This is a genomic window from Neobacillus sp. OS1-32 (genome assembly GCF_030915425.1).
Taxonomy (GTDB): Bacteria; Bacillota; Bacilli; order Bacillales; family Cytobacillaceae; genus Neobacillus; species Neobacillus paridis.
Genome location: NZ_CP133263.1, coordinates 3,985,754 through 4,008,313 on the forward strand (window position 1 = coordinate 3,985,754; position 22,560 = coordinate 4,008,313).

Consider the following 22,560-nt stretch of genomic DNA (forward strand, 5'->3'; position numbering starts at 1 on the left):
ATAGGGAGGTCTCCATGCAAGCTTCAACTCAATCTGAAAAAACGGTTAGTTTAAGAAATATTGTGTTTGCATTTTCCTATTGGCCAAGAATTTTTAAAATTTTATGGAATGCTAATCCCTTACATTTCTTATTGATTTTGATTTTTAATATAACGAGTGGCCTAATTCCTGCCTTACTCCTTTTGGCTTCTCAAAATATTGTAAATACAATCGTGAAAATGCAGGAAACAGATAGTTTTTTTCCTATAGCTAATGCTGTAGCTATTTTTGTTGGAATAACACTACTGAACGAGATTATCGCAATATTCAATACACATAGTAAATCTATTTATCAAACCTATATTTCAAACTTTGTAAATGTGGAAATTTTTAATAAAGTAGGCAACATGAGTTTGGCAAACTTTGAAAATGCCTACATACAGGATCAGCTGCAAAGATCTCAGCAAGAAGCAAACTATAGACCTTACGAGATTTTCGAACAAATTCTTGGAATATTAACTGGGTTTGTTACCCTATTTTCATCGGCAGCGATCTTAATAACATGGAACTGGATTATTGCGTTATCACTCGGTTTAATTCCTGTGTTATTCTTTTTTGCTTATTTGCATTTGGGGAAAAAAGAATTTCTGATTCATTACTCAAGGATTCCACGCCACAGGAAAGCTTGGTATTTGACATTCTTATTAACAAGAGATTCCAGTTTTAAAGAAGCAAAGTTATATCAACTACATGCTCATTTTTTAAGTGAGTATCAATCAATCATTAACGGTTTCTTAAAGGAAGATAAAAGTCTTGCTAATAAAAGGACAGGAATATCACTGTTTTCCCAATTGATTAGCAATATCTTAATAAGCGCTATCATCATGTATATTGCCTATTCAGCATTTACCGGTGAAATCAATATTGGTAATTTTGTTGCCTATATTTCTGCAGTAACTTTAACATTTACTAATTCACAAAATATCGTATTTAATATAGTAGATATTTGCAAAAATAATTTGTATGTGGAACAACTCTTCAATTTTTTGGATTACCCACGCGCAATAAATATGAAGGAGGCTGTAAATCATTCCGAATCTAACAAAAAGATATCATCCGGTCAAAAAATTAGGTCAATCGAATTTAGAAATGTTTCCTTTAAGTATCCAGGTACAGATTTTTATGTATTAAGAGACATTTCATTCAAATTAGAACAAGGAGAAACACTTGCGATTGTTGGAAAAAACGGGTCAGGTAAATCTACGCTTGTCAAACTGATTACACTTCTTTATTCAGACTATGAGGGAGATATACTAATCAACGGTGGGAACATTAAATCTTTTACCGAAAATCAATTGTATAAAGAAATTGGAATGGTCTTTCAAGATTTTGTTCACTATGAAATGTTGCTCAGAAACAACGTGGGATTCGGGGATATTAAAAATATTGAAAATGACTTTGAAATTAATAAAGCTCTCGAAAATGCGGGACTTGCCAGCCTTACATGCCAATTACCCCGCTATTTAGACACACAACTTGGTAAGTACTTCCAAGATGGGTATCAGTTAAGCGGCGGACAGTGGCAAAGAATTGCTATTTCCAGAGCATTTATGAGAGATGCGTCTTTGTATATCCTGGATGAACCAAGTGCAGCCCTAGATCCTGAGGCTGAAAAAGATATATTTAAGAGGTTTAACAATCTGGTAAATGACCGAATTGGCATTTTTATCTCGCACCGTTATACAACTATTCGATATGCTCATAAGATACTTGTTCTCGATGGAGGAAAAATTGTGGAAATGGGTACACATAAAGAACTTATGGAAAAGGATGAAATATATGCGGAACTGTACAATATGCAGATCGAGCAATTTCAAACCGCTCATTAGAAAACTTTTTCCCAACTCCATTAATAGAAGGGTAGGTTAGTATGATCATGCAGGTAATTGAAACGGACTTGAATCAAAGTATTAATCGGATCATATCAAATTTCACAGATAAACTAATTATGGATTTAAAAGAGCCTGAGATTCTTATTGCAACTTTAAAACAAGTGGAAAATGCTCAAACTTTGGATGTGGACTATACACTTGCTTCCGGAATATCAGGTTTAATTTCTTTCCATTCGCAAATTAATAGCAACAGTTCTGTTTTAGAAGAGTACGGATATAAGATGTTGGTGCTGTTAAATCAAACCATATCAGAGGGGAAAGTAAACAATTTATCACTGTGGGGAGGACTCACTGGAATTGCCGCTTCCGTTTATTTGCTATCAGATGGAAAGAATTATTCAAGCTTTGTCAGTCAATTAAATGATTTAATACTTGAAAATATAAGCCTTTATATACAGATTGCAACTAAAAATCTGAATGAAGGCCAAACCACAAGTTTGGATTTTGAAACGGTTTATGGATTAGCTGGAATAGCCAGATATCTTTTAATTTTAAAGGAAAATAACCAAGCGGAAATTTCCATTAAAAATATCTTAGAATATTTTATTCGATTAAATGAAACTGTTAACTATAAAGGAAACAGAATCCCCAGATATTTTATTACCATGAAAAATCAACTTAATAATGATTCGGAAAATTATCCCGGAGGACATTTAGATTTGGGGATGGCCCATGGGATATGCGGCCCCCTATCGATCATGGCTCTAGCCATAGAACAAGGGTATGAGCTTGTTAATTTGTCCGAAACCCTTCAGGATATGGCAGATGAGTTAGTATCTTGGGTTCAGAAGGATGAATTTGGAATTTGGTGGCCTTCGAAAGTAAATTATGATGAATATGTAAATAAATCTTTATCGGATAATCAAAAAGGAGCTAATGGATGGTGTTATGGAACACCGGGCGTAGCGAGGGCTTTATGGATTTGTGGAAGGGCTTTAAAAAATGAGAAGTATAAAAAAATGGCTGTAACTGCTTATAGATCATTGAGTAATAGAAACTTTGAAGATTTAAACATTATAAGCCCTACCTTCTGTCATGGGCTTGCAGGACTTATTCATTTAACACATTTAATGTATATAGAAACATTAGATGATGACCTATCAGTATTCAAAAACCAATTAATCACCAGACTGCTTAATGAACTAGATGAAGATAGTTTACTAGGCTTCGAGGATGTATCTTTTGACGGGGTAAAAAGGACTTCAATTGGCTCATTGGACGGAATCAGTGGAATCTACATGGTGCTACAATCCATTTTAATCAAACAAAAGCCTACTTGGTCATTCATATATTTAACAGATTAGTAACTTTGAAGTTCGAATAATAGGAGGTCGGCATATGGCAGATAAAGAGAAGAACAAATCATCAATAGTAGTTGCGGCTGGCGTTTTTGTATTAATTATAATAATTGCTGTAAAATTCCTATTAGGGAATAGTATAGTATATTACTTAAGAAGTTTGTTTAGCTGAAAAGGCATTTTAATAAAAATTAATTGATAATGAAAGCCAAATCCCTTAACGTACAGGTTTTTGGCTTTTTTCGTGTCGAATTTTGCTTAGCGTACAAAATTTCCGAAATGTTGGCGGTACCCCAATATGAAAAAAAGAGCACCGACTCCATCAATAGCCGGTGCTCTTAGCCTATCTTTTATACTGCTGCTCCATGGCAGTTTTTGTATTTTTTACCGCTGCCGCATGGGCATGGATCGTTACGTCCGATCCGCTGTTTGTTTACTTTCGGCTTCCGCTTGACGGTTTCGCCGTCTTCCTTCGGATTTACCGCATGTCCATGAGCAACCTCTTGGCGCTCAAGGTTATTACGGATTTCCGCCTTCATAATATACATCGCGGTTTCATCCTCAATCGATTCAATCATCGCCTCGAACATCGCAAAGCCTTCGTGCTGATATTCGCGAAGCGGGTCAGTTTGTCCGTATGCACGCAAATGAATTCCTTGACGAAGCTGATCCATTGCATCGATATGATCGATCCACTTGGAATCGACAGCCCGCAGTGTAACAACTTTTTCAAACTCACGCATTTGTTCCGGTTCGAGAAGCTGTTCTTTTTCCTCATAACGTTGCTTCACTTTGGCAAAAATCGCTTCGACCATTTCTTCCGGATCCTTTCCTTCCAGATCGGATAAGGTGATATCGCCTTCCGGAAGCAGGTTGGCATGGACATAGTCAACAATAGCTTGCAGGTTCCATTCCTCTTCATCCACATGAGCAGGTGCCAGTGCGTTAATATGGCGTTCAAGCGATCGTAAAATCATATTTTGGACAATGTCGCTTAGGCTTTCAGATTCTAAAACTTCGTCCCGCTGCTTGTAAATAATTTCCCGCTGTTGGCGAAGAACATCATCATATTGCAGTAATTGTTTACGAGCATCAAAGTTGTTGCCTTCAACCCGTTTTTGCGCTGATTCAACAGCCCGTGAGACAATTTTGCTTTGAATCGGCTGAGTGTCATCCATTCCGAGTTTTTGCATTCTGTTTTTCATCGCATCAGAACCGAAACGACGCATCAACTCGTCTTCCATCGATAGATAAAACTGTGTCACCCCAGGATCGCCTTGACGTCCGGAACGTCCGCGCAGCTGGTTGTCAATCCGGCGGCTTTCGTGACGCTCTGTACCGATAACGGCAAGTCCTCCAAGCTCGACCACACCCTCACCGAGCTTGATGTCGGTACCACGGCCGGCCATGTTAGTGGCAATCGTTACCGCACCTTTTTGGCCGGCTTCGGCGATAATTTCCGCTTCTCGGGCATGGTTTTTCGCGTTTAGGACATTATGGCGGATGCCTTTTTTCGTCAGCATTTTTGACACAAGTTCAGATGTTTCAATGGCCACCGTACCGACAAGCACTGGCTGTCCTTTTTTGTGACGTTCAGCGATGTCCTCGACTACAGCACGGAACTTGCCTTCCATCGAGACGTAAATTAAGTCAGGGCGATCTTCACGAATAACCGGTCTATTTGTTGGGATTACAATAACATTCATATTATAAATGTTTCGGAACTCTTCTTCTTCCGTTTTCGCGGTACCGGTCATACCGGCTAATTTTTGATACATTCGGAAGTAGTTTTGGAATGTAATCGTCGCCATGGTCATGCTTTCGTTTTGAATTTCGACGCCTTCCTTGGCTTCAATCGCTTGGTGCAAGCCTTCAGAATAGCGGCGTCCCTTCATTAGACGGCCGGTAAATTGGTCAACAATCACAATTTCACCGTCTTGGACAACATAGTCGACATCCAGGTGCATCGAGACATTTGCCTTTAAAGCCTGGTTAATATGATGGTTTAAGGTAACATGGGAAATGTCAAATAGATTGTCAATTCCAAAGGCTTTCTCGGCTTTGCTGATGCCTTCCTCGGTCAGCATGACTGCTTTTGTTTTTTCATCATACGTATAATCGACATCTTTAGACAGCGTCCGCACAAAGGCATTCGCCTGAATATAAAGAGTGGTTGACTTCTGTGCTGAACCGGAGATAATCAGCGGTGTCCGCGCTTCGTCAATTAAAATCGAGTCAACCTCGTCAATGACCGCAAAATAAAGCGGGCGCTGCACTTTTTGCTCTTTATAAAGAACCATATTATCACGCAAATAGTCGAAGCCAAATTCGTTGTTGGTCCCGTAGGTGATATCGCAATTATAGGCTGCCTGCTTCTCTTGGCTGTCCATGCTGTTTAGGTTTAAGCCAACTGTTAAACCTAGGAATTCATACAACTGCCCCATCTCGGTAGCGTCCCGGCTTGCCAAGTATTCGTTGACGGTCACGACATGAACGCCTTTACCGGAAAGAGCGTTCAAATAAACCGGCATCGTCGCGGTTAAGGTTTTCCCTTCACCGGTTTTCATCTCGGAAATATTCCCTTCATGGAGGGCAATCCCCCCCATTAATTGCACGTGAAACGGATATAGACCGAGCACGCGGCGGGAACCTTCACGGACAACGGCGAATGCTTCGACAAGCAGGTCGTCAAGTGTTTCTCCTTTTTGATAGCGTGCCTTAAGTTCTGCTGTCTTTTCGCGAAGCTGTTCGTCGCTGAGTCTTTCCATTTCCCCAGCAAGTGCGTCAATTTTTACGGCAAGCTTGTCCAACCGCTTTAACTCGCGCTTGTTCAGATCAAAGACTTTATTTAAAATCCCCATAGTTGAAGAACGCTCCTTTTTTACTTAAAAAGCATTTTTTTAAAATAAGACTGGTTACTTCCGATAATTTTCCTTTTATATATTACCACTTAAACAACAGCAGTGACAACAATGATCCATTGCGGCAAATTTTGCTATCCTATTATTATACCTCCGGCTATTCCTCCGCTTCAAGCAAATAAACAGTGCTCCCAGCTAAAACTAATGTTTATCGGAATATTTGTGTTTTGAATTTTTCCCAAGTCTTACGTTATAATGGAAAATGGAAAAGTGCATGCAAGCAATCTGCAGGGATATTTGGAACGATATTTATTTTATAGAGGTGGAAAAAATGGAATTAGCAGAAATTCGCAATACCCTTGAAAAAATGGCTGCCACGTTAGCGGACTTTAGGGGGTCTCTTTGACCTTGAAAATAAGGAGGCCAGGATTGCAGAACTGGATGATATGATGCTGCATCCAGACTTCTGGAATGACCAGGAGCAGGCCCAGAAAGTTATAAATGAGGCAAATGCCTTAAAGGATCAAGTCAATGAATTTAAGGAAATGAATGAGTTATATGAGAATCTGGAACTCACCTACGAGCTGGTGAAGGAGGAAAATGATGCTGAGCTGCAGGCCGAACTTGAAACCGAGCTGGAGAAACTTACGAACCGGCTCGACCAATATGAGCTGCAGTTGCTTTTAAGCGATGAGTATGATAAAAATAATGCGATTCTGGAGCTTCACCCGGGAGCAGGGGGAACAGAGTCTCAAGACTGGGGTTCGATGCTTTTAAGAATGTATACTCGCTGGGCCGAAAGCAAGGGCTTTAAGGTGGAAACGCTCGATTATCTGCCGGGTGATGAAGCCGGGATTAAGAGTGTGACGTTAGGCATCAAAGGCCATAATGCTTATGGCTATTTGAAAGCGGAAAAGGGCGTTCATCGCCTTGTCAGGATTTCGCCGTTTGATTCCTCGGGCCGCCGCCATACCTCCTTCGTTTCCTGTGACGTGATGCCGGAATTTAATGATGATATTGAAGTGGAAATTCGTCCCGAGGATCTGCGGATAGATACGTACCGTTCGAGCGGTGCCGGTGGTCAGCATATTAATAAGACGGAATCGGCTGTCAGGATTACCCACCTGCCGACTGGGATTGTTGTCTCCTGCCAAACGGAACGTTCCCAGATCCAAAACCGCGAGCGGGCGATGAATATGTTAAAATCAAAACTCTATCAAAGGGAACTGGAAGAGAAAGAAAAGGCTTTGGCGGAAATCCGCGGCGAGCAAAAGGAGATTGGCTGGGGCAGCCAAATCCGCTCCTATGTCTTCCACCCATATTCGATGGTGAAAGACCATCGTACCGGTGTTGAAACTGGTAATGTCCAAGCGGTCATGGATGGTGACCTCGATCCATTTATCAATGCTTATCTTCGTTCGAGAATTTCATAATGTCATTCAAAAAGCCTTTGCCGGTATTGTTTGGCAAAGGCTTTATTATTTCAAAGCTGGTCGAATAAAGTAATTTTACTGCTTTACCACGGCAACTTAATGCCATTTACACTATTTTTTACCCATGCTATACTCACTGCGAAAAGTTTGCTTTTAAAGGGGACATATCATGACTAGACTAGGTAATTTGGCCGACAGAAATCCGAAAATCCGCATGGTTAGCGACTATTTGCTGGTGCTCATCGGCTCGGCCATCATTGCAATTTCGTTTAATGTATTCCTCCTGCCAAATAGAGTTGCTTCAGGAGGGGTTAGCGGGATCAGTACGATTTTAAAATCTGTCTGGGGACTCGAACCTGCTTATGTCCAATGGGCGTTTAATATTCCGTTATTTATCGCCGGGGTGATTTTATTAGGCGGGAAACAATATGGGGTAAAAACGCTTGTCGGGACCATTTTTCTCCCGTTCATTGTGTTTCTAACAAAAAGCTGGGAGCCGTGGACCCATGATGCACTGCTTGGAGCGTTGTTTGGCGGCATTGGTGTCGGCCTAGGGCTGGGTATCGTGTTTCGTGGCCAGGCCTCAACGGGGGGAACCGATTTAGCGGCCCAGATTATTAATAAATATTCCGGCATTACATTGGGAAAATGTGTCGCCCTGATCGACGGGTTGATTGTCCTAACCGCGGCGATTGTGTTTGATATTGAAAAAGCGTTATATGCCTTAATTGGCCTGTATGTTACCAGCAAAACGATTGACCTGATTCAGGTCGGATTCGGCAGTTCGAAGATGGCGATGATCATCACCAATAATCATGAGGAAGTCCGATCGGGAATTTTGAAAAAAATTGACCGCGGTGTCACAAAATTATCAGCTTATGGTGGATTCACCGATCATGAGCGGCCGGTTTTGATGTGTGTTGTCGATCAAACGGAGTTCACAAAATTGAAACAATTAGTGAAAAGCCTTGACCCGTCTGCATTTGTCGTTGTTATGGATGCCTCAGAGGTACTTGGAGAGGGTTTCAAACGCGCCTGATATTGGTATAATAAAGAAATGATGGCATTATTTACACATGTAGGGGGAGTGGCAATAATGAAGAAAAAAATCGTCACATTTTTACTAGGCTCATCTTTAGTGTTAGGCCTTGCAGCCTGCGGCGGCGGTTCCGATAGTGGTAGCGGTTCTGATGGAGGCAAAGATACCGCTTCAGCAGGGGAAAAGATTTATAATCAAAAATGCTCCAGCTGTCATGGCGGCGACCTAAAAGGCGGTGTCGGTCCGGATTTAACAAAAGTTGGGGCCAAATACAAAAAAGCTGAAATCCTCGATATCATTAATAAAGGAAAAAATGGTAGTATCGGTTCTATGCCGGCAGGCCTTGCTGCTGGTGACGAAGCCGATCAAGTAGCTGAATGGCTGGCAGCAAAAAAATAATCGTTTCATGGAGCGCTCTGTCTAAAGTGGACAGAGCGTTTTTTGTCGAAAAATTTTTTAGGATCATTCGACATAATGAGCATGATCATCCGAAAAAATATCGCCGTAAAGCCTTATTCCTGCCAATAATTTACTTCTTTGAAATGAAACTGTAATATTTTTAAAGCTTTTTTTGATACTTTTTGATGTTATAATAAAAACAATGCAAAACTTTGCACTCCATGTTTGTGATTGCGGTCCATTTTGTCGAAATGATAAGAATGATGTCGATGATGCTTTATCTTAACTATGAAACTACGGGTGATTACTGATGATAGAAATGCAAGATGTGTATAAGAAGTACCCGAATGGCGTAACCGCTCTTAACGGGATAAATGTTCGCATTAATCAAGGAGAGTTTGTTTATATCGTCGGTCCTAGCGGTGCTGGTAAATCGACTTTTATTAAGTTGATTTACCGTGAAGAAGTGCCGACTTCCGGTACGATCCTGATGAATGGCGTCAATTTGGCAAAATTAAGACCCAAAAAAGTACCGCATTACCGTCGTAATATCGGTGTGGTCTTCCAGGACTATAAGCTTCTCCCGACACTGACAGTCTATGAAAATGTTGCTTTTGCTTTAGAAGTTATTGAGGCACAGCCGAAATATATTAAAAAGAGAGTGATGGAGGTACTTGACCTTGTTGGCTTAAAGCATAAGGCAAGAATGCTTCCTAATGAGCTTTCCGGCGGGGAACAGCAGCGTATATCGATTGCTCGTTCGATCGTGAACTCACCTAAAGTGGTGATTGCCGACGAGCCGACTGGTAACCTTGATCCCGAAACGACATGGGAAATTATGAAGATATTTGAAGAGATTAATAATCGCGGGACAACCCTTGTAATGGCAACTCATAATAGGGATATCGTGAATACGCTGAAGCGGCGTGTTATTGCCATAGAGAGCGGAAAAATTGTCCGTGATGAGCAAAGAGGTGAATACGGTTATGAAAATTAGAACGATTGGCCGTCATGCCCGTGAGAGCCTTAAGAGTCTAAGCAGAAACGGCTGGATGACCTTTGCCTCTGTCAGTGCCGTAACCGTGACATTAATATTAGTGGGTGTCTTTTTTGTGATTATGATGAACCTCAACCGAGTTGCGCAAACGGTAGAGGAGGATGTCCAGATCCGCGTTCATATTGATGTGGCTGCAAGCAAGCAAGACCAGGATTTATTGAAGTCAGAGATCCAAGCTATTCCTGAAGTCAAAACGGTCACCTTCTCACCTAAGGAAAAGGAACTAAATGATTTAGTTAAAAGGATGGGTGACGAAGGAAAGGCCTTTAAGCTGTATAAACAAGACAATCCATTAAATGATGTGTTCATCGTTAAAACGGTCCATCCAACCGATACGATGAAGACTGCGAAAAAAATTGAAAAACTTAAATTTGTTGCTAAAGTAAAATATGGCCAGGATAAAGTTGAAAAACTGTTTAAGTTTATTAAGGCAAGCCGAAATGTTGGCGTTGTCCTTATTATTGGCCTGTTCCTAACAGCCGTTTTCCTCATCTCGAATACGATTAAAATAACGATTATTGCCCGACGCCGGGAAATTAAAATTATGAAATTAGTCGGGGCGACGAATTCGTTTATCCGTTGGCCATTTTTCCTCGAGGGACTATGGCTTGGTATTTTGGGGGCCATTTTACCGATTGTTCTGATTTCTATCGCCTATTACCGGGCCTATGATTATATCAATCCGAAACTTGCTGGCACATTTATTAAGCTGCTGCCATTTGATCCATTTATGTATCAAGTTTCCGGTATCCTGTTGTTAATGGGAGCTTTGATTGGAGTATGGGGCAGTGTGATGTCCGTAAGAAAGTTCTTAAAAGTGTAATCTCAGGTCAGGATGGGACTGTCTGTTTGTCCCTCCTGATTTCTTTTTTTTCAGGCCTGCCACTATGGGAAGCACTGACCACTTTACTGATTAGCCTCTCCAGTTGAACTCTACAAAGAGCGCTGGCAATATCAATCCAATGGGAATCGTACCATTGTAAAAGGGTGAAGCGATTATGCTTCGCTCTTTTTTCATCTTTCTTCTTATGGTGTCAGGCACCGAAAAATTCATAACTCGTCCATTTTTTACATAACTATTATTAGTCAGGCAGTTTGCCAAGCAGAAACGTCAGGCATTTTTATAAGGAGGGTTTCGATGAATCGTAAAGCGGTTGCCTTATTGATGACACTTTCGCTTTTAACCGGTGCCGGGGGAACATATGCCGGTCTACACTTTTTTGAAAAAAACAAGCGAGATCCGCAATGGAAGAAGCCATCATTCCGAAAAGTATTTCGGTTACAACTAGCGGAGCCGTGAGTGATGACCTCGAAAAGGTCGAACAGGCGTATGAGCTCATCTTAAATCGTTATGTCGAAAGGGTGGATGAAGGAAAGCTGGTTGAAGGCGCAATCCAAGGAATGCTTTCAGTGTTAAAGGACCCCTACTCCGTTTATATGGATAAGGAGACAAGCCGGCAATTCACCCAGACACTGGAATCCTCGTTCGAAGGGATCGGTGCCGAAGTCGGCATGGTTGATGGGAAAATGGTGATTATCTCGCCATTCAAAAATTCACCGGCGGAAAAAGCCGGCATCAAACCTAATGATCAAATATTAAAGGTGAATGGAAACAGTGTTGATGGCCTGGATCTGAATCAAGCGACGATGAAAATCCGGGGAAAAAAAGGGACGTTCGTTACCTTGGAGATTGCCCGATCAGGCTTGAAGGAGCCGCTGGAAATTAAAGTCAAGCGCGATGAAATTCCGCTTGAAACCGTTCATAGCGACGTAAAAAAACAAGACGGCAAAAAAATTGGTTATTTGGAAATTACCTCTTTTTCAGAAAATACCGCAGAGGACTTTAAAAGGGAATTAAAGGTCTTGGAAAATGATCATATTAACGGACTGATCATTGATGTTCGCGGTAATCCCGGGGGGCTGCTGATGAGCGTCGAGGAGATTTTAAAAGAATTGGTCCCGAATGATAAGCCATATGTGCAAATTCAAGAGCGTAATGGCGAAAAGAGACGTTTCTTTTCAAGTATTTCCGAGAAAAAAGACTATCCGATCGTCGTTTTGGCGAATAAAGGCAGCGCCTCTGCTTCGGAAATTCTAGCTGGTGCCTTACAGGAAGCAGCTGGCTGCAAGGTTGTCGGAGAAACAACCTTTGGCAAAGGAACCGTGCAGCAGGCTTTGGAAATGAATGATGGCAGTAATGTGAAGTTAACGTTATTCAAGTGGTTGACACCAGATGGTAATTGGATTCACAAAAAGGGAATTAAGCCTGACGTCGAAGTGGCCCAGCCTGCGATATTTACCACCCATCCGCTGCAAATTAAGGAGCCGCTGGTAGTCGATATGAACAATGAACAGGTAAAGAATGCTCAAGAAATTTTAGCCGGTTTGGGCTTTGCTCCGGGACGAACTGATGGTTACTTCAGCTCTGAAACAGCCACTGCGGTTAAAGGCTTCCAACAGTACAATGACCTGGCGGTAACCGGGGAAATTGATGAGGTAACTGCCACCAAGTTGGAAGAAGCCGCCATCGAGGAAATGAAAAAGCCGAAAAATGACCTGCAGCTGCAAACTGCATTGCGATTAATTGTAAAATAATAGTTTTGCTTGAACCTCTCAGCTTGGGAGGTTCGTTTTTTTCAGAGAATACTTGGGATATGCCAAACAAGTGTCGCTTATGGGGGAAGCATGGCGAATTTCCTCGGAAATAAAACGCCATTTTCCAAGGAGTCATTTTTCAAGGTCTGCGCGATGTATCCCACTCTCATGGCCCCAATCCCTTAACATGACATAGTTTCGGGTAGGAGTTTGATGGAAAATGGACCACCCAATAAAATTCTACGATTTTTTCCCTTTTTTCTATAAACTAGCAATATGTTTTGCCATCCTAATTTGGTAAAATAAAGAGTAAGAGTCTACTAAAATATAGTTGAAATTTTTTATTGAGGCGGTGGCAGGTATGGTGCAAATATGGCTTGTGGAGTTTCTAAAGGGAGCAGGCAAGTTATTTCTTCATCCTGTTTTATACTATCTGGTGGTCTTATCGGGTATTTTGGGCGTCATGCGAGTAAAACGGGAGCGGAAAAATTTCCATATTAGGGCGCAGGATGCTTATTTCGAACTGCGGCAATTGATTCCGTTGGGGCTATTCCTCGGGCTGATCCTTTCGCTTATGGTTGTTGGCACAGGGCTAACCGTGCCATTTGCAGCCATCGTTTTGATTGCCGGGTTTACTGTTTTATGGTCACTGACAACCAATATTCGCTGGATGTCACCGGCTTATACCGTCAGTGCCACTTTTTTTGCTATCATCTTGATTGCTCATAACAACTGGTCGTTCTCTCTTTTTCCCAAGGCATTTGCAGCCTTAGATGAGCTGGTCTATCCATCCATCGTCATCATTCTCGGACTGTTGCTCATTGCGGAAGGCATTCTGATTGTGAAAAATGCTACGAAAGGCACATCTCCAAAACTGGTAAAAAGTAAACGCGGGCAGGTAGTTGGCGTGCATGAGGTAAAACGTCTCTGGCTGGTGCCGCTATTTATGCTCGTCCCAGGCAGCGCTCTTGATCTTCCATTTAGCTGGTGGCCGGTTTTTCATCTGGGGGCCAACGAGTATGCGCTGTTTCTTGTTCCGTTTGCAGTAGGCTTTCAACAGCAAATTAAAGGGATGTTGCCGGCGGAAGCGATCGGGCAGCATGGTCGTCAGGTTGTTGGCTTGGGCATTGCTATCACGCTGATCGCTATTGCCGGTTATTGGTACCCGATTGTTTCGATTGTGGCTGCTACGCTGGCTCTTATCGGTCGCGAAGCATTGGCTTATATTGCTCATATTCGAGATGTGAACCAGCCGTTTTATTTTTCGAAAAAAAATAATGGTCTGATGATTATTGGAATTATTCCGGATTCGCCTGCCAGCAAAATGGAGCTTAAGGTGGGAGAGGTTATTGTTAAAGCAAATGGAATCGCCATCAGCGATGAAAAGGCCTTTTACGAGGCATTGCAAAAAAATCGTGCTCATTGCAAGCTGGATGTCCTCGATACGAATGGCGAAATTCGCTTTGTCCAACGCGCGCTATTTGAAGGTGATCACCATGAACTCGGGCTCCTCTTCGTCCAAGATGGGCACAAGTTTGGCAAAAAGACGGGGTAATAAAGGATATGAATGAGCAAACACGCCTTGAGGGATCCTCCTTTAAGGCGTTTCGTTTGACAGGTATTGCTAAAGAAATGTTATTCGTCCTGCTTGTAAAAAAGACCAACCAATGGAGGAACAGACAGATGAGTCCTATCCAAATGTTGCCATTATTGTTTCAAAAAGATAGTATCCCAAAAGCGGAGGTACCTCCTTTAAGGACGGGGCAGGTATTATTTGGCCGGGTAGAGGAATTGTATCACAATGAAACAGCATTAGTTCGGCTGGGGAATTTCCAGGTGCAGGCCCAGCTCCAGGCACCGCTGGCGGCTGGGAGCAGTTATTGGTTTCAAGTCCAGTCAAGCGGCGGCGACGATCTTCAATTAAGGGTCATCGTCAAACCTGAGCAGAATAAACGTGCGGCGGAATCGATCTTAAGACAGTTTCAACTGCCTGATACAAAATCTAACCGGCAGCTGCTGCATTTTTTTTTAGAAAGGAATTTGCCGATTACACCGGACACGTTCAAGCAGGCAGCGGAGTGGATTGGCTCTAAAACAGACCCTACTAAAGGGCTAAACGCATTAGAATTCATCTTCAACCGAAATTTGCCGTTTACGAAGGAAACCTTTCAAGCCTTAGTGGCTGTTCAAGAATCGACGTCGTTTTTTCAGGAACTAAAGCAGCTGCAGCAATTTTTAGCGGAACCGCAGTTTGCTTCCTTGAAAACGATTGCGCCCTTGAAACAATTGGTAGCGGATATCCTCAGGGATGGATCTGCTGACTCAGGGATTGTAAGGTTTGATAGCGGTGAAGCAGTCAAGCAGCTGCTGCAGGAAATCATTCACAAACTGGGACTTACCTATGAAAAGGAAGTAGGCGTATGGTCGCTGGCAGGAAAAGACAGCATGAAACCGCTGGATACGTTCAAACCGCTGCTCATGAGTGCGATGGCGGAACTTGGAGCAGCCGGAGAGAAGTTGGAACCGCTTTTGCAGCGGCTTACAGGGATGCAAATCATCGCGCAGGACCCGGCGGCGCCAATGCAGCAACTAGTGATGCAGCTGCCAATTTCATTTGGACATGCGCAATCAGACGTGACGATTCAATGGAACGGAAGGAAAAAAGATAACGGACAAATTGACCCGATTTTTGCCGGATTTTATTCTATTTAGATTTGCAGCATCTGCGGCAGACGATGCTTGATATGGTGGTACAAAACAAGGTGGTTCATATTACCGTCGTCAACGATACGGAGGGAATCGAGCCGATTGTTACGATATGGAAGCCTGTGTTGAAGGAAAAGCTGGAGGGCCTTGGATATCAGCTTTCTTTCATTAACGTGAAACCTTTTTTCAAGGAACAAATGACCGAATTTCAGGAGAGGCAATCAGTTTCGCTGCCTAAGGAACTTTATCAAGGGGTGGATATTAAAATATGAGCGGGCCTAATCAACCTAAACCAATGAAGGCGGTAGCCCTGTCGTATAAGGCAAACGAACAGGCAGCACCTTCAGTGGCCGCCAAAGGAAACGGACTCGTGGCCAAAAAAATCATCGAAAAAGCCCAAGAGCACAACATTCCGATCCAACAGGATACATCCCTGGTTGAGCTCCTCAGCCAGCTTGAAATCAACGAAACCATCCCTGAGGAACTCTACCAGGCCGTCGCTGAAGTCTTCGCCTTCATCTACCATGTCGACCGGCATCGCGGTGAACACGAAAGTGACCAACAGGGGTAAACATTACGGTGACTATTATGGTGCCTGACACCACTCGTGGACATTTGTCCATCTGGAGTGGACACTTTTCAGGTTGGATAATTTAGGAAAAGTGTCCGTCCCAGGTAGACAAATTGGGGATTTTGTCTTTTTTGGGTGTCAGGCACCAAAAAGGCACCAAAAAAGGAGGGGAAGTTCCCTCCTTTGTGAGCGGTTTAGAGTGTTCGGTATTTTTTTAAGGCAAGGATGTTTAGTACGATAAAGATGGCTGCGAAGATCATTAGGGCGATGAGGTCGCCGCTGATTTCACCCAGTCCCATGCCTTTATACATGACTGCTTTTAGGGCGTCGCCGGCATAATACATCGGCATTATTTTGGCGATGGCCTGAAGCCAGTTAGCCATCCCATCAAGTGGAAAGATCCCGGCAAAAAATACTTGCGGAACCACGGCAATCGGAATAAATTGCATCATTTGAAATTCCGAGGCCGCAAAAGTCGATAATAAAATGCCTAAGGAGAGAGCGACTAAGGCTAGCAGCAAATTAATCAAAATCACATGAAAGATAGAACCGACCAATACAATATCAAGAATTGTGATCGAAAACGTCACGACGATGATGGTCTGAATGACGGCAAAGATCCCATAGCCGGTCAAATAAGCAGTAACAATTTCCCAGCGGCGGATTGGCGTTGACATCAGCCGTTCCAAGGTCCCCGTTGTCCGCTCGCGCAAAAGTCCGATTCCGGAAATGATAAATACGAAAAAGAATACAAAAAAGCCAACTAAAATCGGACTCAATACATCAAAAAAGACGGTATCTTTATCACCGTAAACATATGTTGTGTTCATTTTAGCGGCTATCAAGTTCGCGGCTCCGGCAGGATTTTGCTGAATCAGTTTTGCCTGCACCTGGGCAGCAGCGACTTGGCTTATTTTCATTTGCAACGCTTTGGCCTTACTTGGGTCGTCATTTTGCAGGGTTAAGGTCATTTTCCCGGTGGTGGCATCCACCTGTAGCAAACCATCCAGATGATCATCTACAACGGTGTTTTTCGTAGCTTTTTCATATTCTTTAACCTTTATATCAACCTTTTCCAACCCCTGTACTAGGCCGTGATCAACTCCGACAACGCCTAATTTCGGGTCAACTGTATTGCCATTAAATAAAAAGTACATCAAGGTCAAAATAAGCAGCGGGGCCACAAACATTAACGCTAGTGTTCGTTTATCACGCAGCAATTGCCGGCTGATTCTTTTAATTAACGCTGAAATTCTCATGCTTGGTTCACCCCTGCCTTTAAGAAGACTTCATCCAAGCTGCCCACATGATAACTGTCCTTAAGCTCTGTTGGTGTGCCGCTCGCTAAAATCCGGCCGTTCCGCACCATCGCCACAACATCGCAGCGTTCCGCTTCGTCCATGACATGAGTCGTAACGATAATCGTTTTGCCCTCTTCATTTTTCAGCCTTAATAGCTCATTCCAAATCGATAGCTTTAATTCCGGGTCAATCCCGACGGTTGGTTCATCCAGGATTAACAGCTTTGGATCCTGCACCAGCGCAATCGCCAGTGAAAGCCGCCGCTTCATTCCCCCAGAATAGGCGGAAACCCTTTTCTTCAAGTCTGGGGTCAAATTCACTAAATCGGCTGCGTAGGCGATCCGTTGCTTTTGTGCGCTCTTACTCAATTTAAAAAGTGAGGCAAAAAACTTCAGATTTTCTTCACCGGTCAGTTCTGCATAAAGGGCATCCGACTGCGCCATATAGCCGATTTCTTGGAGAATCGCGAGGTTCGGCATTTTTTTATCCAAGACATGAATGGAGCCCGCATCTGACTTCTCCATCCCGACAATCATTTTGACTAATGTAGTTTTTCCAGCTCCCGAGGGCCCAATCAATCCATATAACTGCCCCGATTCAATCGTTACATTGATCTCATTTAATACGGGCTTTTTTCCGAAGCTTTTTGTCACATTTTCTACTACTATGGTTGGATTCATCTAATCCCTCCTCAAAGCCGTTACGGCAATGAACACCGTGTTGACTATTTCTATATCAACATCTTAAAATGCGAAGCAGAGAATTACAATGAACAATTAGCGGCAATGTGTTCATTTTATTAGAATCGCTAATAAACGGTTGAGATTCGCTAATAAACTCTAATAATTCGCTAATAAAAGATATAGAATCGCTAATAAGCACTAAAGAATCGCTAATAAGGAGTTCGAAGTCGCCTATAAATTCAAAACTGTCCCTGATTATTTTTTCAATCCTGTCACATAACCAGGCCCCAAGAGAGTCATTTTTGCTAAAATTAATGTCATTTCCTGTGGCGTTTGTTTCATTCCTGTTTCCAGCCAGTGCTGAATCACGCCAACGTGAGCCGAACTGACATAAGAAATCAAAAATTCCTCAGGAACAAGCATATCTTTATTTCCTATCACCTTAGCAATTTTTTGCAGAAAAGTCTGTTTAATTATTTCCTTAAGTTTCACTTGAAACGCGGCATCACCCTTTGGACCAAGGACGACTCTCATGAAACCGGCATTCTCCTTAAAGAATTCAAACAGCCTCAGGATGATCGGAAAGGGTTCACCTTGACTTGTATAGGCTATAGCATCCTGAGGCTTGATTTCCTTGACAATTTGTTTAATCCCCTCAATAATTTCGTCTTCGCTTTGCTCCAGAAGATCGTACTTGTCGCGGTAATGCAAATAGAAAGTGCCGCGATTGATCTTCGCCTGATCAGCGATATCCCGTACCGTTACCCCTTCAAAACCCTTTTCCTCCATCAGCTCGGTAAGCGTATCGCGAATCAGCCTCTTCGTGCGGGCAGTCTTTTGCTCTGCTATGCGTTCAGACATGGCTCAATCTCCTTTTAAGGATTCTTATATTCATTATACAGCCAATTCTATCTAAATTTTTCAAAAATATGGTTGATTTTATCTCGCATCCATAATATGATAGAAAACAAGTAATCCAATCTAAATACTCAGAAATACCTATTGGTGGCTGATCAGACAAACTGAAGGGCACTTATCTATGAAGCTGGATAAGTGCCCTTTTTGTGTTTCTATGCATAATGAATTATGCGCTAAAATTTATCGTCAACCCCAAATCTTGACTGAAATACTCAACATTGAAAGGAGGACGAAGATGAAAGTATCGAGCAAAGGGGAATATGCGCTGCGAGCTTTACTCCTGCTGGGAAATCACCAAGGAAAAGTTCTGGGAATTCAGGAAATTGCAGATCAGAACATTGGTAACAACCAATTATTTGGAGCAGATCCTCCTCCAGCTCAAAAAGCTGGGCTATTGTCTTAGTAAACGAGGGGCCAGGGGCGGCTACATGCTGCAAAGGAATCCGGAAGACATCAATATTGGTGAAGTGATCCGCCAGTTGGAAGGTCCGCTGTCGCCAATGGGCTGTGCTTCCATCAGCAAATATGAACCATGCCCGCTAGAGGAGGGATGCCAGTTAAAGCCGTTATGGTCATTAGTCAGAGACACGATAGCTTATGTGCTTGAGCGAACAACCCTTGATGATTTACTGCAAAATCGAATTAATACTTTAAAAGGAGAGGATTTCGTTGCCATTAAAAGGACGTCTGGATTTGCAAGTGATCGAAAAAATAGCTAATATGCTGGAAGGCTTGGAGTTCGGGATGGTGCAAATCACTGTCCATGATTCCCAGGTAACCCAAGTCGACCGACTGGAAAAGCACCGCTTTCCACTGCAGAAAAGATCAAGTCCTCAGCATCCTAACCAGATGAGGAACCGGTATTAAAAATGAATATCCGCCGATCGGACGCCCGAAGGCCCTTTAGTTCTGCCGTACATGAGTAGGTACGGATGAAAACTATAGGGGCTTTTTTAATGAAAAAAGCTCTCTAAAATGAGGAGGATAAAGAGTGAAGAAACTTTCAATGCTACTGTTAACTTTCATGATTCTTTTAGGAGCTGCCGGGTGTTCAAAACAATCGGCGAATCATGAGGCAAAGGGTGATACAGCTAAAAAGGAGATTGAACTGTTAAATGTTTCATATGATCCGACAAGGGAGTTATACGAACAATTTAATCAAAGTTTTGCCGCCCACTATGAAAAACAGACTGGCCAAAAGGTAACAATTAAGCAATCACACGGCGGTTCCGGCAAACAGTCGCGTTCGGTCATTGATGGTCTTGAAGCGGACGTCGTGACATTAGCTTTAGCCTATGATATCGATGCAATTGCCGCGACGGGGAAGATCGCAAAAGACTGGCAATCGAGATTAGCAGATAATAGTTCACCATATACGTCAACGATCGTCTTTCTTGTCCGTAAAGGCAACCCAAAGGGAATTAAGGACTGGAGTGATTTAGTCAAAAAGGGAGTCTCCGTGATTACACCGAACCCGAAAACCTCCGGCGGGGCCAGATGGAATTATTTAGCGGCTTGGGGGTATGCGCTAAAACAGAATCACAACGACGACCAAAAGGCAAGGGATTTTGTCACCAAGCTTTTTAGGAATGTTCCCGTATTGGATTCCGGTGCCCGCGGTGCCACAACGACATTCGTCGAAAGAGGAATTGGTGATGTCTTGCTGGCTTGGGAAAATGAAGCCTATCTAGCAATCAATGAACTTGGTAAGGATAAATTCGAAATTGTCAATCCATCTGTCAGTATCCTTGCCGAGCCGCCGGTCGCCGTAGTCGACCAAGTGTCCAAGAAACATGGTACAGAAAAAGTGGCAAAAGCGTATCTCGACTATCTCTATTCAGAAGAAGGTCAGGAAATTGCCGCAAAAAATTACTACCGTCCGCGTTCAAAAGAAGTGGCAGAAAAATATCGAAGCCAGTTCCCGGAGATCAATTTATTTACCGTTGATGAACTTTTTGGCGGTTGGAGCAAAGCGCAAAAGACGCATTTTACTGACGGCGGCGTCTTTGACCAAATCTACAAACCATAGGATGAGGAGTGTGTTTCTGTAGTGAAACCATTTAAACACCATCGAGTTCTTCCCGGATTCGGGATCTCGATGGGCTTTACCCTTGTTTATCTTAGCTTAATAGTCTTACTTCCGCTCGCTGTTCTTTTTTTAAAAGCAGCAACATTGAGCTTTGCTGACTTTTGGCAGACGGTCACCAATGAGCGGGTCATCGCTGCCTTTCGCTTAACCTTTTATACGTCATTCGCGGCGGCGCTGGTGAATGCTGTGTTCGGTACACTGATTGCCTGGGTGATCGTCCGCTATGAATTTTTGGGAAAAAGAATTGTCGATGCCCTCGTCGATTTGCCGTTTGCCATTCCGACTGCTGTTGCCGGGATTGCCCTGACGACACTCTACGCACCGAATGGATGGTTTGGCCAATTTTTTACGTCGCTGGGAATGAAGATTTCCTTTACCCCAGCAGGGATAATGATTGCTCTAATCTTTATTGGCCTGCCCTTTGTCGTCCGCTCTGTTCAGCCTGTTTTGCAGGATATGGAGAAGCAGTATGAGGAGGCGGCAGCAACGCTTGGAGCCAATTCGCGGCAAATTTTTCACAAGGTTATCCTTCCAGCAATCTCCCCGGCGATTCTTAGCGGATTTGCTCTGGCATTTGCCCGGGCATTAGGCGAATATGGCTCGGTTGTGTTCATTGCCGGAAATATGCCGATGAAAACGGAGATTGTCCCGCTGTTAATTATTACGAAGCTGGAGCAATTTGATTATGCCGGGGCTGCTGCAGTGGCCGCTGTGATGCTCCTGATTTCCTTCATACTTTTACTGTTGATTAATCTCTGGCAATGGCGGACAGCCAAGAAACATCAAGTGATATAGAGGGGAGAAGCAATGATAATGCTTGATGCTGTAAATAATGTGACCGGAAAGAGAGCCTCCCGCCTTGCCTTGGTGGGAAAGTATTTATTGATTGGGATCGCTCTTGTCTTTCTGGGAATATTCTTGTTTGTGCCATTGGCTGCTGTGCTGACGGAAGCACTCAAGAAGGGAATAGCGTTGTATGTTACCGCCTTAACTGAGCCGGATGCCCTTGCGGCGATTAAGCTGACACTGCTGACGGCTGCGATTGCCGTGCCGCTCAATACGCTATTTGGCGTCATGGCCGCCTGGGTAATTACGAAATTTAGTTTTAGGGGGAAAAATATATTACTCACCCTGATTGATATTCCATTTGCGGTTTCCCCGGTTATTGCCGGATTGGTGTTTGTCCTGTTATTTGGTTCCCAAGGTCTGCTGGGGCCGCTCATCGAGTCCTATCACATCAAGATTATTTTCGCCATCCCCGGAATTATTCTCGCGACTATTTTCGTTACATTTCCCTTTGTCGTTAAGGAACTGATACCGATGATGCAAGAGCAGGGCAATGAAGAAGAGCAAGCGGCGCTAACACTAGGTGCGAACTGCTGGCATATGTTTTTCCGCGTTACCCTGCCAAATATCAAATGGGGCCTGCTATATGGCATTCTCCTTTGTAATGCCCGGGCAATGGGGGAATTTGGCGCTGTTTCAGTTGTCTCCGGCCATATCAGAGGGGAAACAAACACGCTCCCGCTGCATATTGAAATTTTGTATAACGAGTACCAGTTTTCCGCAGCTTTTGCGGTCGCTTCTTTGCTGGCCCTGCTGGCGCTGGTGACATTGACGCTGAAAAGTTTTATTGAGTGGAGAGCAGGTAGGAGTAAGTTTAAAGTATAGGAGGATAT

General features: G+C 43.1%; 22 protein-coding genes and 1 pseudogene. 19 read left to right on the forward strand and 4 right to left on the reverse strand.

Annotated elements, in window-relative coordinates; translation table 11 throughout:
* Nucleotides 1-14: 14 nt before the first annotated feature.
* From RCG24_RS19475 to RCG24_RS19485, 3 genes are read left to right on the forward strand one after another with little or no spacing between them, the layout of a single operon-like run.
* A complete protein-coding gene (locus RCG24_RS19475) occupies nucleotides 15-1,868 on the forward strand; it encodes an ABC transporter ATP-binding protein (RefSeq protein ID WP_308077806.1) in 1,854 nt (617 codons plus the stop codon).
* A gap of 41 nt (nucleotides 1,869-1,909) precedes the next feature.
* Nucleotides 1,910-3,235, forward strand: a complete 1,326-nt coding sequence (locus RCG24_RS19480; protein WP_308077807.1) for a lanthionine synthetase C family protein — start codon at nucleotides 1,910-1,912, stop codon at nucleotides 3,233-3,235.
* Between the two features lie 34 nt (nucleotides 3,236-3,269).
* Complete coding sequence (locus RCG24_RS19485) at nucleotides 3,270-3,401, forward strand: hypothetical protein (protein WP_308077808.1); 132 nt, start codon at nucleotides 3,270-3,272, stop codon at nucleotides 3,399-3,401.
* A gap of 178 nt (nucleotides 3,402-3,579) precedes the next feature.
* On the opposite strand, the gene secA is transcribed toward RCG24_RS19485, so the two are convergent.
* Nucleotides 3,580-6,090, reverse strand: a complete 2,511-nt coding sequence (gene secA, locus RCG24_RS19490; protein WP_308077809.1) for a preprotein translocase subunit SecA — start codon at nucleotides 6,088-6,090, stop codon at nucleotides 3,580-3,582.
* Nucleotides 6,091-6,421: 331 nt separating this feature from the next.
* Between secA and prfB the strand changes: the two genes are divergently transcribed.
* The 10 genes and pseudogenes from prfB to RCG24_RS19545 all read left to right on the forward strand — a co-directional run bounded on the left by prfB (nucleotide 6,422) and on the right by RCG24_RS19545 (nucleotide 15,890).
* Nucleotides 6,422-7,523 (forward strand): peptide chain release factor 2 gene (prfB, locus tag RCG24_RS19495; protein WP_202656266.1). Its coding sequence is split into 2 segments (ribosomal slippage): nucleotides 6,422-6,493 and nucleotides 6,495-7,523, totalling 1,101 coding nucleotides; the frame shifts between segments, so codons are not numbered across the junction.
* Between the two features lie 169 nt (nucleotides 7,524-7,692).
* Entirely contained in the window at nucleotides 7,693-8,562 is an 870-nt protein-coding gene (locus RCG24_RS19500; RefSeq protein WP_308077810.1) for a YitT family protein, read from the forward strand.
* A 57-nt stretch (nucleotides 8,563-8,619) separates the two neighbouring features.
* A complete protein-coding gene (cccB, locus tag RCG24_RS19505; protein ID WP_202656263.1) occupies nucleotides 8,620-8,961 on the forward strand; it encodes a cytochrome c551 in 342 nt (113 codons plus the stop codon).
* A gap of 310 nt (nucleotides 8,962-9,271) precedes the next feature.
* Nucleotides 9,272-9,958 carry a cell division ATP-binding protein FtsE gene (gene ftsE, locus RCG24_RS19510; RefSeq protein ID WP_202656261.1) on the forward strand — a complete coding sequence of 229 codons (687 nt, stop codon included), beginning with the start codon at nucleotides 9,272-9,274 and terminating at the stop codon, nucleotides 9,956-9,958.
* Nucleotides 9,948-10,841 carry a permease-like cell division protein FtsX gene (ftsX, locus tag RCG24_RS19515; protein WP_202656259.1) on the forward strand — a complete coding sequence of 298 codons (894 nt, stop codon included), beginning with the start codon at nucleotides 9,948-9,950 and terminating at the stop codon, nucleotides 10,839-10,841. Before ftsE ends, ftsX begins: the two co-directional genes overlap by 11 nt.
* Before the next feature lie 315 nt (nucleotides 10,842-11,156).
* Nucleotides 11,157-12,613 (forward strand): annotated as a pseudogene (locus tag RCG24_RS19525) (S41 family peptidase).
* A 361-nt stretch (nucleotides 12,614-12,974) separates the two neighbouring features.
* Nucleotides 12,975-14,168 (forward strand): PDZ domain-containing protein, encoded by a 1,194-nt coding sequence (locus RCG24_RS19530; protein ID WP_308077812.1) that lies wholly within the window; start codon nucleotides 12,975-12,977, stop codon nucleotides 14,166-14,168.
* A 128-nt stretch (nucleotides 14,169-14,296) separates the two neighbouring features.
* Entirely contained in the window at nucleotides 14,297-15,325 is a 1,029-nt protein-coding gene (locus tag RCG24_RS19535) for a hypothetical protein (protein WP_308077813.1), read from the forward strand.
* A gap of 2 nt (nucleotides 15,326-15,327) precedes the next feature.
* The gene (locus RCG24_RS19540) at nucleotides 15,328-15,591 is read left to right on the forward strand and encodes a hypothetical protein (protein WP_308077814.1); all 264 of its coding nucleotides are present in this window, start codon (nucleotides 15,328-15,330) and stop codon (nucleotides 15,589-15,591) included.
* A complete protein-coding gene (locus RCG24_RS19545) occupies nucleotides 15,588-15,890 on the forward strand; it encodes an EscU/YscU/HrcU family type III secretion system export apparatus switch protein (RefSeq protein ID WP_308077815.1) in 303 nt (100 codons plus the stop codon). The genes RCG24_RS19540 and RCG24_RS19545 overlap by 4 nt, the downstream gene beginning before the upstream one ends.
* 194 nt (nucleotides 15,891-16,084) lie before the next feature.
* Here the strand turns inward: RCG24_RS19545 and RCG24_RS19550 are convergent, their stop codons facing one another.
* The 3 genes from RCG24_RS19550 to RCG24_RS19560 all read right to left on the reverse strand — a co-directional run bounded on the left by RCG24_RS19550 (nucleotide 16,085) and on the right by RCG24_RS19560 (nucleotide 18,735).
* Complete coding sequence (locus RCG24_RS19550) at nucleotides 16,085-17,149, reverse strand: ABC transporter permease (RefSeq protein WP_308077816.1); 1,065 nt, start codon at nucleotides 17,147-17,149, stop codon at nucleotides 16,085-16,087.
* Nucleotides 17,146-17,871, reverse strand: coding sequence for an ABC transporter ATP-binding protein (locus RCG24_RS19555; protein ID WP_202656248.1), 726 nt, complete (start codon nucleotides 17,869-17,871; stop codon nucleotides 17,146-17,148). The genes RCG24_RS19550 and RCG24_RS19555 overlap by 4 nt, the downstream gene beginning before the upstream one ends.
* A gap of 258 nt (nucleotides 17,872-18,129) precedes the next feature.
* Nucleotides 18,130-18,735, reverse strand: coding sequence for a TetR/AcrR family transcriptional regulator (locus RCG24_RS19560; RefSeq protein WP_308077817.1), 606 nt, complete (start codon nucleotides 18,733-18,735; stop codon nucleotides 18,130-18,132).
* Nucleotides 18,736-19,027: 292 nt separating this feature from the next.
* Here RCG24_RS19560 and RCG24_RS19565 point away from each other — a divergent pair, with 292 nt between their 5' ends.
* The 6 genes from RCG24_RS19565 (at nucleotide 19,028) to cysW (ending at nucleotide 22,552) form a co-directional block, all read left to right on the forward strand.
* Entirely contained in the window at nucleotides 19,028-19,195 is a 168-nt protein-coding gene (locus RCG24_RS19565) for a hypothetical protein (protein WP_308079239.1), read from the forward strand.
* Nucleotides 19,149-19,511: an RrF2 family transcriptional regulator gene (locus RCG24_RS19570; RefSeq protein ID WP_308079216.1), complete on the forward strand. Its 363-nt coding sequence runs from the start codon at nucleotides 19,149-19,151 to the stop codon at nucleotides 19,509-19,511. The genes RCG24_RS19565 and RCG24_RS19570 overlap by 47 nt, the downstream gene beginning before the upstream one ends.
* 1 nt (nucleotide 19,512) lies before the next feature.
* Nucleotides 19,513-19,659 carry a YezD family protein gene (locus RCG24_RS19575; RefSeq protein WP_308079217.1) on the forward strand — a complete coding sequence of 49 codons (147 nt, stop codon included), beginning with the start codon at nucleotides 19,513-19,515 and terminating at the stop codon, nucleotides 19,657-19,659.
* A gap of 139 nt (nucleotides 19,660-19,798) precedes the next feature.
* Nucleotides 19,799-20,821, forward strand: coding sequence for a sulfate ABC transporter substrate-binding protein (locus RCG24_RS19580; RefSeq protein WP_308079219.1), 1,023 nt, complete (start codon nucleotides 19,799-19,801; stop codon nucleotides 20,819-20,821).
* 21 nt (nucleotides 20,822-20,842) lie between these two features.
* The gene (gene cysT, locus RCG24_RS19585) at nucleotides 20,843-21,676 is read left to right on the forward strand and encodes a sulfate ABC transporter permease subunit CysT (RefSeq protein WP_308077818.1); all 834 of its coding nucleotides are present in this window, start codon (nucleotides 20,843-20,845) and stop codon (nucleotides 21,674-21,676) included.
* Nucleotides 21,677-21,694: 18 nt separating this feature from the next.
* On the forward strand, nucleotides 21,695-22,552 hold the full coding sequence (cysW, locus tag RCG24_RS19590; protein WP_308079220.1) for a sulfate ABC transporter permease subunit CysW: 858 nt from the start codon (nucleotides 21,695-21,697) through the stop codon (nucleotides 22,550-22,552).
* Nucleotides 22,553-22,560: the final 8 nt, after the last annotated feature.

Bases quoted from the DNA above. Each gene is read 5' to 3' on its own strand.
- cccB (WP_202656263.1), top strand. From the start codon at position 8,620: ATGAAGAAAAAAATCGTCACATTTTTACTAGGCTCATCTTTAGTGTTA.
- ftsX (WP_202656259.1), top strand. From the start codon at position 9,948: ATGAAAATTAGAACGATTGGCCGTCATGCCCGTGAGAGCCTTAAGAGT.
- RCG24_RS19560 (WP_308077817.1), bottom strand. From the start codon at position 18,735: ATGTCTGAACGCATAGCAGAGCAAAAGACTGCCCGCACGAAGAGGCTG.
- RCG24_RS19550 (WP_308077816.1), bottom strand. From the start codon at position 17,149: ATGAGAATTTCAGCGTTAATTAAAAGAATCAGCCGGCAATTGCTGCGT.
- RCG24_RS19480 (WP_308077807.1), top strand. From the start codon at position 1,910: ATGATCATGCAGGTAATTGAAACGGACTTGAATCAAAGTATTAATCGG.
- ftsE (WP_202656261.1), top strand. From the start codon at position 9,272: ATGATAGAAATGCAAGATGTGTATAAGAAGTACCCGAATGGCGTAACC.
- RCG24_RS19580 (WP_308079219.1), top strand. From the start codon at position 19,799: ATGCTACTGTTAACTTTCATGATTCTTTTAGGAGCTGCCGGGTGTTCA.
- RCG24_RS19530 (WP_308077812.1), top strand. From the start codon at position 12,975: ATGGTGCAAATATGGCTTGTGGAGTTTCTAAAGGGAGCAGGCAAGTTA.
- RCG24_RS19545 (WP_308077815.1), top strand. From the start codon at position 15,588: ATGAGCGGGCCTAATCAACCTAAACCAATGAAGGCGGTAGCCCTGTCG.
- RCG24_RS19555 (WP_202656248.1), bottom strand. From the start codon at position 17,871: ATGAATCCAACCATAGTAGTAGAAAATGTGACAAAAAGCTTCGGAAAA.
- RCG24_RS19565 (WP_308079239.1), top strand. From the start codon at position 19,028: ATGAAAGTATCGAGCAAAGGGGAATATGCGCTGCGAGCTTTACTCCTG.
- RCG24_RS19475 (WP_308077806.1), top strand. From the start codon at position 15: ATGCAAGCTTCAACTCAATCTGAAAAAACGGTTAGTTTAAGAAATATT.
- RCG24_RS19535 (WP_308077813.1), top strand. From the start codon at position 14,297: ATGAGTCCTATCCAAATGTTGCCATTATTGTTTCAAAAAGATAGTATC.
- RCG24_RS19575 (WP_308079217.1), top strand. From the start codon at position 19,513: ATGCTGGAAGGCTTGGAGTTCGGGATGGTGCAAATCACTGTCCATGAT.
- RCG24_RS19485 (WP_308077808.1), top strand. From the start codon at position 3,270: ATGGCAGATAAAGAGAAGAACAAATCATCAATAGTAGTTGCGGCTGGC.
- RCG24_RS19500 (WP_308077810.1), top strand. From the start codon at position 7,693: ATGACTAGACTAGGTAATTTGGCCGACAGAAATCCGAAAATCCGCATG.
- secA (WP_308077809.1), bottom strand. From the start codon at position 6,090: ATGGGGATTTTAAATAAAGTCTTTGATCTGAACAAGCGCGAGTTAAAG.
- cysW (WP_308079220.1), top strand. From the start codon at position 21,695: ATGCTTGATGCTGTAAATAATGTGACCGGAAAGAGAGCCTCCCGCCTT.